The organism is Streptomyces sp. MMS24-W38, from assembly GCF_059889265.1.
The window spans coordinates 5,172,733-5,187,166 of the sequence record NZ_JCBCPP010000001.1 but is presented as its reverse complement, the minus strand read 5'-3'; the positions used below and the strand labels follow the sequence as shown (position 1 = coordinate 5,187,166).

13 protein-coding genes are annotated in these 14,434 nt (G+C 70.8%); 2 read left to right on the top strand and 11 right to left on the bottom strand.

Annotation, left to right across the window (positions count from 1 at the left end; all coding sequences use genetic code 11):
- Positions 1–17: 17 nt before the first annotated feature.
- The 11 genes from AC6F7H_RS22565 to uvrC all read right to left on the bottom strand — a co-directional run bounded on the left by AC6F7H_RS22565 (position 18) and on the right by uvrC (position 12,794).
- Positions 18–962 carry a hypothetical protein gene (locus tag AC6F7H_RS22565; RefSeq protein ID WP_500758722.1) on the bottom strand — a complete coding sequence of 315 codons (945 nt, stop codon included), beginning with the start codon at positions 960–962 and terminating at the stop codon, positions 18–20.
- Positions 963–1,051: 89 nt separating this feature from the next.
- The gene (pgi, locus tag AC6F7H_RS22560; RefSeq protein ID WP_500758721.1) at positions 1,052–2,707 is read right to left on the bottom strand and encodes a glucose-6-phosphate isomerase; all 1,656 of its coding nucleotides are present in this window, start codon (positions 2,705–2,707) and stop codon (positions 1,052–1,054) included.
- 504 nt (positions 2,708–3,211) lie between these two features.
- Complete coding sequence (locus AC6F7H_RS22555) at positions 3,212–3,547, bottom strand: RNA polymerase-binding protein RbpA (protein WP_078649359.1); 336 nt, start codon at positions 3,545–3,547, stop codon at positions 3,212–3,214.
- A gap of 221 nt (positions 3,548–3,768) precedes the next feature.
- Positions 3,769–3,999 (bottom strand): preprotein translocase subunit SecG, encoded by a 231-nt coding sequence (gene secG / locus AC6F7H_RS22550; RefSeq protein ID WP_181383631.1) that lies wholly within the window; start codon positions 3,997–3,999, stop codon positions 3,769–3,771.
- 113 nt (positions 4,000–4,112) lie between these two features.
- Complete coding sequence (tpiA, locus tag AC6F7H_RS22545; RefSeq protein ID WP_219933638.1) at positions 4,113–4,868, bottom strand: triose-phosphate isomerase; 756 nt, start codon at positions 4,866–4,868, stop codon at positions 4,113–4,115.
- Positions 4,869–4,907: 39 nt separating this feature from the next.
- The gene (locus AC6F7H_RS22540; protein ID WP_500758720.1) at positions 4,908–6,119 is read right to left on the bottom strand and encodes a phosphoglycerate kinase; all 1,212 of its coding nucleotides are present in this window, start codon (positions 6,117–6,119) and stop codon (positions 4,908–4,910) included.
- Positions 6,120–6,277: 158 nt separating this feature from the next.
- Entirely contained in the window at positions 6,278–7,285 is a 1,008-nt protein-coding gene (gene gap / locus AC6F7H_RS22535) for a type I glyceraldehyde-3-phosphate dehydrogenase (RefSeq protein WP_500758719.1), read from the bottom strand.
- Positions 7,286–7,583: 298 nt separating this feature from the next.
- On the bottom strand, positions 7,584–8,573 hold the full coding sequence (gene whiA, locus AC6F7H_RS22530; RefSeq protein ID WP_279336663.1) for a DNA-binding protein WhiA: 990 nt from the start codon (positions 8,571–8,573) through the stop codon (positions 7,584–7,586).
- On the bottom strand, positions 8,564–9,634 hold the full coding sequence (locus AC6F7H_RS22525) for a gluconeogenesis factor YvcK family protein (RefSeq protein ID WP_500758718.1): 1,071 nt from the start codon (positions 9,632–9,634) through the stop codon (positions 8,564–8,566). The genes whiA and AC6F7H_RS22525 overlap by 10 nt, the downstream gene beginning before the upstream one ends.
- Positions 9,631–10,641 carry an RNase adapter RapZ gene (gene rapZ, locus AC6F7H_RS22520; RefSeq protein ID WP_500758717.1) on the bottom strand — a complete coding sequence of 337 codons (1,011 nt, stop codon included), beginning with the start codon at positions 10,639–10,641 and terminating at the stop codon, positions 9,631–9,633. Before rapZ ends, AC6F7H_RS22525 begins: the two co-directional genes overlap by 4 nt.
- On the bottom strand, positions 10,638–12,794 hold the full coding sequence (gene uvrC / locus AC6F7H_RS22515; protein WP_500758716.1) for an excinuclease ABC subunit UvrC: 2,157 nt from the start codon (positions 12,792–12,794) through the stop codon (positions 10,638–10,640). Before uvrC ends, rapZ begins: the two co-directional genes overlap by 4 nt.
- A gap of 164 nt (positions 12,795–12,958) precedes the next feature.
- Between uvrC and AC6F7H_RS22510 the strand changes: the two genes are divergently transcribed.
- Both AC6F7H_RS22510 and AC6F7H_RS22505 read left to right on the top strand, forming a co-directional pair.
- The gene (locus AC6F7H_RS22510; protein WP_500758715.1) at positions 12,959–13,165 is read left to right on the top strand and encodes a hypothetical protein; all 207 of its coding nucleotides are present in this window, start codon (positions 12,959–12,961) and stop codon (positions 13,163–13,165) included.
- Between the two features lie 285 nt (positions 13,166–13,450).
- Positions 13,451–14,398, top strand: coding sequence for a hypothetical protein (locus AC6F7H_RS22505; protein WP_500758714.1), 948 nt, complete (start codon positions 13,451–13,453; stop codon positions 14,396–14,398).
- The last annotated feature ends 36 nt before the right edge of the window (positions 14,399–14,434 follow it).

Here is a 14,434-nt window from a genome sequence, read left to right as displayed (position 1 = left end):
CGGGGCGCCCCGGCCGGTCAGCCTCCGTAGGGGTGACGCCGCGGGGGGTACGGCGGCTGCGGGGGCGGCGGGGCGTACGGGTGCCGCGGGCCGGGCGCGTACGGGTTGCCGCCCGGCGCGGGCGGGTGCGGGTGGCTGTAGGGGTTCCCCTGCGGCGGTACGTGCGGCAGCCCGGCCGGCGGCGTCGGCGGCATCGGCGGGGTGGTGCCGGGGGCGGGCGGAAGGCTTGCCGGATGGGTGCCGAGCCGGATGCCGTAGTGCCGCCTGAGCCGGCTCGTCTCCAGCAGCGCGATGGCCGTGACGGTGACCGGGGCGCCCAGGATGAAGACGACGCCCATGGTGAGGCTGAGCCCGTGCAGATCACCGGTGACCAGGTCGGGGACGGCCATCAGCCAGCTGGTGACGGTGGCGAGCAGGGCCGGCAGCGAACGGTGCACGGCGGCCGTGCCGAAGAAGTTGCCGGAGACCCGCACGGCTCCCCAGACCACGAAGACGACCATCCACAGCAGCACCCCGGCGGTGACCAGGGACAGCAGCACGCCCCCCGGCGTGCCCGACCTCTGCGTCAGCAGGACCAGCGCCATCACGCAGCCGATGAACAGCAGGAGCAGCTTGAGGGAGTCGAGCAGCGGGGCCCGCAACTGCCGCACGGTACCGGTGCGCCGCCAGACGAGGAGCATCACGCCGACCGTGAGCGGGGTGAGGATCAGCAGGACCGCGGAGGCGGTCATCGTGTTCTCCAGCAGCTCCGTGAAGTCGAAACCGCCCTGGACGAAGGTGTAGACACCGAGTGACGCGACCACCCCGGCGACGACCCGCATGCGTTTGAGCCGCTCGATGGACGGATCGAGCGAAGCCGGTATCCAGGCGGGGTGGAACACCACCCTTGCGACCTTCCAGGGCCTCAGAAAGGACGAGGCCGTGAAATCGCCGCCTGTCCAACTTCCTCGCGTACGTGGCACTTCGTGTTCCCCCGAGCGTTCGCCTGCATGATCGCCGGGGATTCTACGGGAAGCGGACGGCGCCCTGCCGTCCGCTTCCCGCACCGTGCTCACCGCCGTCCGCGCAACTCCCGGTAGGTGGCGACCAGGGCCTGGGTGGAGGCGTCCAGGCCCGGAACGCCGGCGCCCTCGGTGAGCGCGGGCTCGACACGCTTGGCGAGCACCTTGCCCAGTTCGACGCCCCACTGGTCGAAGGAGTCGATGTTCCAGATCGCGCCCTGCACGAACACCTTGTGCTCGTAGAGGGCGACGAGCTGACCGAGGACGGACGGCGTCAGCTCACGCGCGAGGATGGTGGTCGTGGGGTGGTCGCCCTTGAAGGTCTTGTGCGGCACCAGTTCCTCGGGCACGCCCTCGCTCCGCACCTCGTTTGGGGTCTTGCCGAACGCCAGGGCCTGCGTCTGGGCGAAGAAGTTGGCCATCAGCAGGTCGTGCTGCGCCTTCAGGTCGTCGCTCAGCTCGGCGACCGGCTCGGCGAAGCCGATGAAGTCCGCCGGGATCAGCTTCGTGCCCTGGTGGATCAGCTGGTAGTAGGCGTGCTGCCCGTTGGTGCCGGGCGTGCCCCAGACGACGGGGCCGGTCTGCCACCGGACCTCGTGCCCGTCCCGGCCGACGTACTTGCCGTTGGACTCCATGTCGAGCTGCTGGAGATAGGCGGTGAACTTCGACAGGTAGTGCGAGTACGGCAGCACCGCGTGCGACTGGGCGCCCAGGAAGTTGCCGTACCAGACCCCCAACAGGCCCAGCAGGAGGGGCACGTTGGACTCGGCGGGAGCCGTCCGGAAGTGCTCGTCGACGAGCCGGAACCCGTCGAGCATCTCCCGGAAGCGGTCCGGTCCGATGGCGATCATCAGGGACAGGCCAATCGCCGAGTCGTACGAGTAGCGCCCGCCGACCCAGTCCCAGAACTCGAACATGTTGGCCGTGTCGATGCCGAAGTCGGCGACCTTCTCCGCGTTCGTCGACAGGGCGACGAAGTGCTTGGCGACGGCGGCCTCGTCCCCGCCCAGCGCGTTCAGCAGCCAGGTCCGGGCGGAGGTGGCGTTGGTGACCGTCTCGATGGTGGTGAAGGTCTTGGACGCGATGATGAACAGCGTCTCGGCCGGGTCCAGGTCGCGGGTGGCCTCGTGCAGGTCGGCGCCGTCCACGTTGGACACGAAGCGGACCGTGAGGTCGCGGTCGGTGTAGACGCGCAGCGCCTCGTACGCCATCGCGGGGCCGAGGTCCGAGCCGCCGATGCCGATGTTGACCACGGTGCGGATCCGCTTGCCGGTGTGGCCGGTCCACTGCCCGGAGCGGACCCGGTCCGCGAAGTCGGCCATCTTGTCGAGGACCTCGTGCACACCCGGTACGACGTTCTCCCCGTCGACCTCGATCACCGCGTCCCGCGGCGCCCGGAGCGCGGTGTGCAGCACGGCCCGGTCCTCGGTGGTGTTGATCCGCTCACCGCGGAACATGGCGTCGCGCAGTCCGAACACATCGGTGGCCGAGGCCAGTTCGCGCAACAGCCGGAGGGTCTCGTCGGTGACGAGGTGCTTGGAGTAGTCGATGTACAGGTCACCGACCCGGAGGGTGTACGCGGTGCCGCGGTCGGGACCGGCGGCGAACACCTCGCGCAACCGCACGTCCCCGAGCTGCTCCCGGTGCTTGGCCAGTGCGGTCCACTCGGGGGTCTGGTCGAGCCTGGTACGGCCGTCTGCGTTCATCTCGGACTCAGCCTTCTTCCTTGCTGCCTGTGCTGCGTATCCGCCCCGTTACCGGTTCCAACCTAATGGAGCAGCGGTGGACGTGACCTGTCGTGCCGCCGTCACGGGGCACGACAACAGATACGGCCGTCCGGCCTCCGGGTATCAGCACGGCGACGGGCGGGACGGCGGGCGGAGCTGCGGGCAGGAGGAAGAAGCCGGCCGTGAACGGCGCGACCGACCGTCGGTGCGACTGCGGCGACTACCGCAACTGCTGGGGCCTGTCCGGCGGATCAGGTCGCAGGAAAATGACGGTGCCTTGTCGGCGCGGGTGAGCGGGGGCTGTGCGGTCAGCTGCAAGGCGGAGGAGGGAGTCGACGCGATGGGGGTCCCCCTGCTCGAGCTCGTCGAGAGCTCGGGGGAGTCGGCCGAGTGACGACAACGCCGCTGGGGTCCCCCTGCTCGAAGAGCTCGGGGAATGGCGTGCCGGCCCCCGCGTCTGCGGCATGATCCGCCGGACAGGCCCTAGATCTCGCCCCGCAGTTTGGCGAGCGCCTCGGCGAGGATCGCCTCACCGTCCGCGTCGCTGCGCCGCTCGCGCACATAGGCGAGGTGCGTCTTGTACGGCTCGGTGCGGGGCGGGTCCGGGGGGTTCTCACGGTCCTGACCGGCCGGAAAGCCACAGCGGGGGCAGTCCCAGGTGTCGGGCACCTGCGCGTCGCTCGCGAAGCTCGGCTGGGTCTCGTGCCCGTTGGAGCACCAGAAGGAGATGCGCAGCCGCGGCGCGGACTCGCCGCGTTCGGCCTCGCCCATCGGCCCCGCCCCGACCCGGCTTCCCCGGATCGCGTTGCCACTTGCCACGGTCGTAACTCCCTGCGTGATGGTGCGGCGAAACGAGTCGGCGTTCCGCTTCGCTGCGAGCGCCTCAGTCTACGTAAGGCCCAACGCGCGTCCAGTCATTGGAGTTACCGCTCCCCCATCCAGACGCAAGCCCCATGATAGGCGGCGCTGTGCTGCGCGTACCGGACATGGGGCCTTACGTATGGAATGCGTACCCGATGCGTACGAATTGTTCTCCCGGGTCAGCTGTTCGTCTTCATCATGATGCCCAGCACGATGATGCACGCGACCCAGAGCAGACCCACCACGAGGGTGATCCGGTCGAGGTTGCGCTCGGCGACCGAGGAGCCGCCGACGGAGGACTGCATGCCGCCACCGAACATGTCGGAGAGGCCGCCGCCCTTTCCCTTGTGCATCAGCACCAGCAGCATCAGCAACAGGCTGAAGACGATCAGGGCGATCGAGAACCCCAGAACCACGGCTGGACCAACTTCCTCGGATTCGGATGGACGACGCGGGGTCCAGTACAGGACCGGACCCCGCAAGAGTACGACGGATCGCCGCTAGCGCATACTCACTGCTCGGCTCACTGGTCGCGGAACCGGACGATCTTGACGAACTCGTCCGCGTCCAGCGAGGCACCGCCGACCAGGGCGCCGTCGATGTCGGCCTGCGCCATGATCTCGGCGACGTTGCCGGACTTGACCGAGCCGCCGTACTGGATGCGGACCTGGTCGGCGACGTCCTGCGAGTACAGCTCGGCGAGCTTGCCGCGGATGGCGGCGCAGACCTCCTGGGCGTCCCCGGCTCCGCAGACCTTGCCGGTGCCGATGGCCCAGACGGGCTCGTAGGCGATCACGACGGACTCGGCCTGCTCGGCGGGGAGGTCCTTCAGACCGCCCTCGACCTGGGCGAGGGTGTGGGCGACGTGGTTGCCGGCCTCGCGGACGGACAGTTCCTCGCCGACGCACAGGATCGGGGTGATGCCGTGCTTGAACGCGGCCTTGACCTTGGCGTTCACCAGTTCGTCGGTCTCGCCGTGGTACTGCCTGCGCTCGGAGTGCCCGACCGCCACGTACGTGCACTTCAGCTTGGACAGCATCGGGCCGGAGATCTCGCCGGTGTAGGCACCGCCGTCGTGCGCCGAGATGTCCTGGGCGCCGTACTTGATCTTCAGCTTGTCGCCGTCGACGAGGGTCTGGACGGAGCGCAGGTCGGTGAAGGGCGGCAGGACGGCGACCTCGACGGCCTCGTAGTCCGTGTCGGCCAGGGCGAAGGCGAGCTTCTGGACGTGGGCGATGGCCTCGAGGTGGTTGAGGTTCATCTTCCAGTTGCCCGCCATCAGCGGCGTGCGGCCTTTTTCAGCAGCGGTCATTGAGGGTCAGTCCTCCAGTGCGGCGAGGCCGGGGAGCGTCTTGCCCTCGAGGTATTCGAGGGAGGCGCCGCCTCCGGTCGAGATGTGGCCGAATGCCTTTTCGTCGAAACCCAGGATGCGTACGGCCGCGGCGGAGTCGCCGCCGCCGACCACGGTGAAGCCCGGGGAGTCGAGAAGGGCCTGGGCGACCGCCTTGGTGCCCTCGGCGTAGTCGGGGTGCTCGAAGACGCCCATGGGGCCGTTCCAGAAGACGGTGGCCGCGTCGGCGAGCTTCGAGGCGTACAGGGTGCGGGTCTCGGGGCCGATGTCCAGGCCCTCCTGGTCGGCCGGGATGGCGTCCGCGGCGACGGTGGCGGGGTGTGCCGGCGCCTTGGTCTTCAGGTCCGGGAACTCCCCGGCGACCAGCGTGTCGACCGGCAGGACCAGCTCGACGCCGGTCTTCTCGGCGCGCTCCAGGTACTCCCGGACGGCCGGGATCTGGTCCTCCTGCAGCAGCGACTTGCCGATCTCGTGGCCCTTGGCCTTGAGGAAGGTGTACGCCATGCCGCCGCCGATGAGGATGCGGTCGGCCTTGCCGAGCAGTTCGTCGATGACGGCGAGCTTGTCGGAGACCTTGGCGCCGCCGAGGGCCACCACATAGGGCCGCTCGACCTCGTCGGTGAGCTTCTTCAGGACGCCGACCTCGGTGGCGATGAGGAAGCCCGCGGCGTGCGGCAGGCGCGCCGGGAGGTCGTACACGGACGCGTGCTTGCGGTGCACCGCGCCGAAGCCGTCGCCCACGTAGAGGTCGGCGAGCGCGGCGAGCCGGTCGGCGAAGGCCCCGCGCTCGGCGTCGTCCTTGGCGGTCTCGCCGGCGTTGAAGCGCAGGTTCTCGAGGACCGCGACCTGTCCGTCGGCGAGGCCCGCGACGGTGGCGGTGGCGGAGTCGCCGACCGTGTCCGTCGCGAACGCCACGTCGGCACCGAGGAGTTCACCTAGGCGCGCGGCGGCCGGGGCGAGCGAGAAGGCGGGGTCCGGGGCGCCCTTGGGGCGGCCCAGGTGCGAGGCGACGACCACGCGGGCGCCCGCGTCGGCGAGTGCCTCGACGGTGGGCAGCACGGCGCGGATGCGACCGTCGTCGGTGATGGTGGTGCCGTCCAGCGGCACGTTGAGGTCGGCGCGGACGAAGACCCGCCTGCCCGCGACCCCTGCGGAGAGGAGTTCGTCGATCGTCTTCATGAGGGGACTCCTGGAGAAGAGCTGAAGAGAGCTTGTGTTCGCTCGTGATCGCTCGTGATCGGAAGAGGTCGACCGCTCCGATACGTGCGTCAGGGCTCGGACAGCGCTGTGGCGCGCCGGCCGAGCCCTGCACTCATATCAGGCGGTCTGCTCCACGATCAGAGCTGGTTGCCGACGAAGACCGTGAGGTCGACGAGGCGGTTGGAGTAGCCCCACTCGTTGTCGTACCAGCCGATGATCTTCACGCTCTTGCCGTCCTGGACCATGGTCAGGGACGAGTCGAAGGTGCAGGACACCGGGGCGTTGACGATGTCGGAGGAGACGATCGGGTCCTCGGTGTACTCGAGGAGGCCCTTGAGCTCGCCCTCCGCGGCCTTCTGGAAGGCGGCGTTGACCTCTTCCTTGGTGACCTCGCGGCTGAGCTCGACGACCAGGTCGGTGACCGAGCCGGTCGGGACCGGGACGCGCATCGCGATGCCGTCCAGCTTGCCCTTGAGCTGCGGCAGCACCAGGGCGGTGGCCTTCGCGGCGCCGGTGGTCGTCGGGATGATGTTCTCGGCGGCGGCACGGGCGCGGCGCAGGTCCTTGTGCGGGAAGTCCAGGATGCGCTGGTCGTTCGTGTACGCGTGCACCGTCGTCATCAGGCCCTTGACGATGCCGAAGTTCTCGTCGAGCACCTTCGCCATCGGCGCCACACAGTTGGTGGTGCAGGAGGCGTTGGAGATGACGTGGTGGTTCGCCGGGTCGTACTGGTCCTGGTTGACGCCCATCACGATGGTGACGTCCTCGTCCTTGGCCGGAGCCGAGATGATGACCTTCTTGGCGCCACCGGCGATGTGCTTCTCGGCGTCCGCCTTCTTGGTGAAGATGCCGGTCGACTCGATGACGACGTCGACGCCCAGCTCGCCCCACGGGATGTCCGCGGGGTTGCGCTCCGAGAGCACCTTGATCGTCTTGCCGTCCACGGTGATCGTGTCGGCGGTGTGGGAGACCTCCTGCTTGAGGCGCCCCAGGATGGTGTCGTACTTCAGCAGGTGGGCAGTGGTCGCGGTGTCACCCAGGTCATTGACCGCCACGATCTCGATGTCTGCGCCCTGCTCGAGCAATGCGCGGAAGTAGTTCCGACCGATGCGGCCAAACCCGTTGATGCCTACGCGGATCGTCACGAACCGATCTCCTCGTTGGTGCGCCGGCTCAAGTCGCCGGCGAGCTGTATGGGATGTCCCCGACCACCCCCGACCCTACCTCTCCGGGGCCCCGGTCGTGACATTGAGTCCACACATACCCGGCACGACACCCTTTACCCGTCAGTAGTGCACGGACCGCCCAGCCCGATGCGCCTCGTCGGACCCGCTACCGGGGCCCCGCGGCCCCTTCCGGCTCGACCGGAAACCTCCGGGCCCCCTTGACGACCGCCGACCGGCCGTGCACACGTCCGTCGTCGGTCGATCGGTCGGGGGGGGGTCAGCCGACGAGGTTGTCGGCGAGCTCCTCGCCGATGTTGGCCTCCGTGCCCGGGATGCCGAGGTCGGCGGCGCGCTTGTCGGCCATGGCGAGCAGCCGGCGGATCCGCCCGGCGACGGCGTCCTTGGTCAGCGGCGGGTCGGCGAGCGCGCCCAGTTCCTCCAGGGAGGCCTGCTTGTGCTCCATGCGCAGCCGGCCGGCCGCGGCAAGGTGCTCCGGGACGTCGTCGGCGAGGATCTCCAGGGCGCGCTGCACCCGGGCACCGGCGGCGACGGCCGCGCGGGCCGAGCGGCGCAGGTTGGCGTCGTCGAAGTTGGCCAGCCGGTTCGCCGTGGCGCGCACCTCGCGGCGCATCCGGCGCTCCTCCCAGGCCAGCACCGAGTCGTGGGCGCCGAGCCGGGTGAGCAGGGCACCGATCGCGTCGCCGTCACGGACGACGACCCGGTCCACGCCACGCACCTCGCGGGCCTTGGCGCCGATCGACAGCCGGCGGGCGGCGCCGACCAGGGCGAGCGCCGCCTCGGGGCCGGGGCAGGTCACCTCCAGGGAGGAGGAGCGGCCCGGCTCGGTGAGGGAGCCGTGCGCCAGGAAGGCCCCGCGCCAGGCCGCCTCGGCGTCGCAGGTGGCCCCCGAGACCACCTGCGGAGGCAGGCCGCGGATCGGGCGGCCCCGGCCGTCCACCAGACCGGTCTGGCGGGCCAGCTGGTCGCCGCCCGCGACCACCCGGACGACGTAGCGCGAACCGCGGCGCAGCCCGCCCGGTGCCATCACGATCAGTTCGGAGCTGTGGCCGAAGATCTCCAGGACGTCCCGCTTGAGGCGGCGGGCGGCCATCGCCGTGTCCAGCTCCGCCTCGATCACGATGCGCCCGCTCACCAGGTGGAGGCCGCCGGCGAACCGCAGCATGGCGGAGACCTCCGCCTTCCTGCAGCAGGTCCGGGTGACGGGGAGCCGGGAAACCTCGTCCTTCACCGCTGCCGTCATCGCCATGGGCCGATCCTTCCATGCATCCGAAAAATACGGTCGTACGCGGCGGCCAGCAGCTCCGGGTCGTGCCTGGGGCTTCCGTCGGGCCGGGCCACCGGTGCCAGCTCGACCGCGGCGCCGCCGAACCCCTTCGCGGCCTCGGTCAGCACATCGCGGTCGGGTACGGCGGCCTCGTCGGCCAACACCACGTCCAGGGCGAGTTTAGGGGCGTGTCGCCCCAAAACCTCCAAATGACGCTGCGGGGAGAAGCCCTCGGTTTCTCCGGGCTGCGGGGCGAGGTTCAGGGAGAGCACCCGGCGCGCCTTCGTCTCGACGAGCGCCTCCAGCAGTTCGGGCACCAGGAGGTGCGGGATGACCGAGGAGAACCAGGAACCGGGGCCGAGCACCACCCAGTCGGCGTCGAGGACCGCCGCGACCGCCTCGGGGACGGCGGGCGGGTCGTTCGGCACGAGGTGCACGGACTGCACCTCGCCGGGGGTGAGGGCGACGGTCGCCTGGCCCCGGACGGTGTCCACGGCGTCCGGACGCTCGGGGTCGTGCCCCTTGACCAGCGCCTGGAGCTCCAGCGGCACGGCGGACATGGGCAGCACGCGCCCGTGCGCGCCGAGCAGCCGGCCGACCAGGTCCAGGGCCTGGACGTGGTCGCCGAGCTGCTCCCACAGGGCGACGATCAGCAGGTTGCCGACCGCGTGCTCGTGCAGGTCGCCCTTGGACTGGAAGCGGTGCTGGATGACCCGGGCCCAGGTCTGGCCCCAGTCGTCGTCGCCGCACAGCGCGGCCAGCGCCTTGCGCAGATCGCCGGGCGGCAGCACGCCCAGTTCGTCGCGCAGCCGCCCGCTGGATCCGCCGTCGTCGGCCACGGTGACGACGGCGGTGAGGTCGCCGGTGATCCGGCGCAGCGCGGCGAGCGAGGCGGACAGCCCCATGCCGCCGCCGAGGGCCACCACCTTGGGCTGGGTGCCACGGCGTCGCGGCTTGGCCCCACGCGCCTCGACCGGCCGGCCGAGGCGACCTTCGGGCTGCGCCCGGCGCAGCCGGTGCAGCCGCGGAGTACGTGCTGTCATTCCCGGCCCATGTCCCGGTGGACGACCACCGTCTCCACACCCTCCGCGGCGAGGCGGGCGGCGAGCTTCTCCGACATGGCGACCGACCGGTGCTTGCCACCGGTGCAACCGACGGCGATGGTCACATAGCGCTTGCCCTCACGGCGGTAGCCCGCGGCGATCAGCCGCAGCAGCTCGGCGTACCGGTCGAGGAACTCCTTGGCGCCGGGCTGGTTGAAGACGTACGCGGCCACCTCCTCGTTCCGGCCCGTGAAGGGGCGCAGCTCGGGGACCCAGTGCGGGTTGGGCAGGAACCGCATGTCCACCACCAGGTCGGCGTCGACCGGGAGGCCGTACTTGAAGCCGAAGGACATCACGGTGGCCCGCAGCTCGGGCTCCTCGTCACCGGCGAACTGGGCGTCCATCTTGGCGCGCAGCTCGTGCACGTTGAGGCTGGAGGTGTCGATCACCAGGTCGGCGTCGCCGCGCAGTTCGCGCAGCAGTTCCCGCTCGGCGGCGATGCCGTCGACGATGCGGCCGTCGCCCTGGAGGGGGTGCGGGCGGCGCACCGACTCGAAGCGGCGCACCAGGGCTTCCTCGGAGGACTCCAGGAACACGATCCGCCGGGTGACGCCCCGGGTGTCGAGGTCGGCGAGCGACTCGCGGAGGTTGTCGAAGAAGCGCCGGCCGCGGACGTCGACGACGACCGCGATCCGGGCCACATTGCCCTGGGAGCGGGCGCCGAGCTCCACCATGGTGGGGATCAGCGCGGGCGGGAGGTTGTCGACGACGAACCAGCCCAGGTCCTCCAGGCACTTCGCGGCCGTGGAACGGCCGGCCCCGGACATGCCGGAGATGATCACCAGCTCGGGGATCGCCGTCTCGGAGGCCCCGGCCTTTTCCTTGCCCGTACTCACCTGTGCTCCGTCGTCCTGACGCGTCTCGTCGTGTGTGCCCCGGCCCGCGTCCTGTGCGGCGTCACGGGGTGTGTCATGGTCTGTGTTCCGGCGTGTCTCGTGCTCGGTCATCTCTCCAGCCCCCGTCGGTCGTCCGGGGCACCCGCGGACACGGGCTCCCCGGGGGAACCCGGCGTCTCCCCGGGTTCCTCCACGTCATCCATGATCTCGCCCGTCGCCGTGTTCACGGCGGGGGCGGCCGGGGCCGCCCCGGCGAGGGCCGCGGCGATCACCTCGGCTGTTTTGCGACCTATACCCGGAACTTCGCAGATCTGCTCGATCGTCGCCGAGCGAAGCTTCTTCACCGACCCGAAGTGCTTGATCAGTGCCTGCTTGCGGGTGTCGCCGAGGCCCGGCATATCGTCCAGCGGACCTGACCGGAAGCGTTTGGCCCGCTTGACTCGCTGATAACTGATGGCGAAGCGGTGGGCCTCGTCACGGACGCGCTGGAGCAGGTAGAGGCCCTCACTGGTGCGGGGCAGCACCACCGGGTCGTCGTCGTCCGGCAGCCACACCTCCTCCAGCCGCTTGGCGAGGCCGCACACCGCGATGTCGTCGATGCCGAGCTCGTCCAGGGCTCTGCGGGCCGCCGCCACCTGGGGGGCGCCGCCGTCGACGACCACGAGCTGGGGCGGGTAGGCGAAGCGCTTGGGGCGGCCGTCGTCCTCGGTGAGCGTGCTCGCGGACGGTTCACCGGGACCGGCGGCGGGGGTGCCGTCCCCTCCGGCGGTCACGCCGGTGGCCGCCCCGGTGCCGTCGGTGATCCCGGTGCCGTCGGTCATGCCGGCGGTCGCCTCGGTGCCGTCGGTCCACTCGCCGGTCCTCTCCTTGTCGGCGAGGTAGCGCCGGAAGCGGCGGGTGATCACCTCGTGCATGGAGCGGACGTCGTCCTGGCCGGCGAAGCTCTTGATCTGGAAGCGGCGGTACTCGCTCTTGCGGGCCAGCCCGTCCTCGAAGACGACCATGGAGGCCACGACGTCGTCGCCCTGGAGGTGCGAGATGTCGTAGCACTCGATCCGCAGCGGGGCACTGTCCAGGCCGAGGGCGTCGGCGATCTCCTCCAGCGCGCGCGAGCGCGTGGTGAGGTCGGAGGCGCGCCTGGTCTTGTGCAGGGCGAGAGCCTGCTGGGCGTTGCGCTGCACGGTCTCCATCAGGGCCCGCTTGTCCCCGCGCTGCGGGATCCGCAGGGAGACGCCCGACCCGCGCCGCCCGGTGAGCCACTCCTGGACCGGCTCCACCGGGTCGGGCAGCGCGGGAACCAGGACCTCCCTCGGCACGGCGTCGCCGGTCTCCTCGCCGTACAGCTGCTGCAGGGCGTGTTCCACGAGGGCACCGGTGGTGATCTCCTCCACCTTGTCGGTGACCCAGCCGCGCTGGCCGCGCACGCGTCCGCCGCGGACGTGGAAGATCTGGACGGCCGCCTCCAGCTCGTCCTCGGCGACCGCGATCAGGTCGGCGTCGGTCGCGTCGGCGAGCACGACGGCGCTCTTCTCCATGGCCTTCTTCAGGGCGCCGATGTCGTCACGCAGCCGGGCGGCCCGCTCGTACTCCATGTCCTCGGCCGCCTCGGTCATCCGCTGCTCCAGGCGGCGCAGATGGGTGCCGGTGCGGCCGGCCATGAAGTCGCAGAACTCCCTGGCGAGCTCGCGGTGCTCCTCGGCGGAGACCCGGTCCACGCAGGGCGCCGAGCACTTGCCGATGTAGCCGAGCAGGCAGGGGCGGCCGGTGCGGGCGGCGTTCCTGAACACACCGGCCGAGCAGGTACGCACCGGGAAGACCCGCAGCAGCAGGTCCACGGTGTCACGGATCGCCCACGCGTGCCCGTACGGACCGAAGTACCTGACGCCCTTCTTCTTGTGACCCCGCATCACCTGCACGCGCGGGAACTCCTCGTTCATCGTCACCGCGAGGTACGGGTAGCTCTTGTCGTCGCGGTACTTGACGTTGAACCGGGGGTCGTACTCCTTGATCCAGGAGTACTCCAGCTGGAGCGCCTCGACCTCCGTGGACACCACCGTCCACTCCACGGAGGCGGCCGTGGTGACCATGGTGCGGGTGCGCGGGTGGAGTCCGGCGAGGTCCTGGAAGTAGTTCGCCAGGCGCTGGCGCAGGCTCTTCGCCTTTCCGACGTAGATCACCCGGCGGTGCTCGTCGCGGAACCGGTAGACCCCCGGCGAGTCGGGGATCTCACCCGGTTCGGGGCGGTAGCTGGAGGGGTCGGCCATGTCTCACACCCTACTGGCGGAGACCGACACCGGGGCGGGGCCGCGGAACCACCGGCCGGGCGTCGCTCCGGAAGGTTACGGCCGCCGGGAAGCGGGAAGGGGGGAGGTCCGGCCTGATGACAGGCCGCAGGACGGGACGCGGTCACGAGTCGGAGGCTGGTCGAATGCGACAGACGCGGCAGACACAGATCGAGAAACGACGGCTGCCGGCCCGCGCGCGCCGGTACGCGGACGAGACGGCTCCATTTCTTGATTCCTTCGACTCCTTCGACTCCCTCGGCCCCTTCGACCCGCGCGATCCCGCCGTCGTGCGCGCCAAGCGCCTGCGCGCGCGCCTTGCGGACGACCACGGACGAACCGGCCGCTCCTAGGGGGCTCGGCCGCGGCAGAGCCGCAGCCCAGGGGCCGTACCGACCTTCGGGTCCGGTACGGCCCCTGAGCTGTGTGCTCCGCGCGTACATACCGTGCGGGTGCGCCTCTGTTGGGCATCAGGTGTTGTCGGGAATTGGTCAACGCGCTTCAATGCGGGGGAACTCGGGGCCCTGAACGACGGCGTACGGATGTGAACGCTCCGCCGCGCCGACGGGGGCGGACCCGGGGTGCCCCGAGCGAACGGTCTGACCAGCCGTTGTGGACATTCAGAGAAAGGCCCCTGCATGCCGCACGCCACACCGCACACGGACACCACCACCGCGGAACTGGACTCGGTCCTGCGTGGCGGGCCCTTCCATGCCGCCCTGCGGGCCGCGATAGCCGCCCGCGGACTGCCACTGCAACGTGTGCAGCACCATCTGTCGCGCCACGGCGTGAAGGTGGGCGTCACCAGCCTCAGCTACTGGCAGCAGGGCGCCCGCCGCCCGCAGCGCCCCGAATCGCTGCGCGCCGTACGAGCCCTGGAGGAGATTCTGCAGTTGCCGGAGGAGTCGCTGATCCGCCTGCTCGCGGATTCCGGCGACCAGGCGGCGGACCGCGGCCCGGCGGGCCGCTCCTACCGCTCGCTGGTGGAGGCCTCGGGCGTCCTGGCGGGGCTGCTGGCCGAGCTCGGCGTCACGCGGGACAACGGGCTGCACACCCTGGCGCACCACGAGCGGATCCTGATCGGGGCACACCGCGAGCTCACGGAGCGCGAGTCGCACCACATCGTGCGCGCCCACCGGGACGGCGTCGACCGCTTCGTGGCCGTCCACCACGGCGACCCCGGTTCCGCGCCGGCCCGGATGACCGTGCACGCCCTGGAGAACTGCCGCACCGGCCGGATCCGCCTCCAGCAGGACACCGGCGTGCTCGCGGCCGAGCTGCTCTTCGACACCCGGCTGCGGGCCGGTGACACGTTCCTCTTCCGCTACGCCGTCGAGGACGGCACGGCCGGCGTCTCACGGGAGTACGTGCACGGGGCGGACTCCCCCGGCGGCCAGTACGCGCTCCAGGTGTGCTTCGACGCCGGGGTGCTGCCCGCGCGCTGCCACCGGTTCACCCAGCACTCCGCGGCGGCACCGCGCGGCGGTCACCAGGAGCTGGCGGTGAGCGGCCTGCACCGTTCGGTGCACCTGGTCGAACCGCGGCTGCGGTCGGGGTACGTGGGGATCGGCTGGGACTGGGACTGAGACTGGGGCCGGGCGGGTGCCGGGACCGGGCCGGGC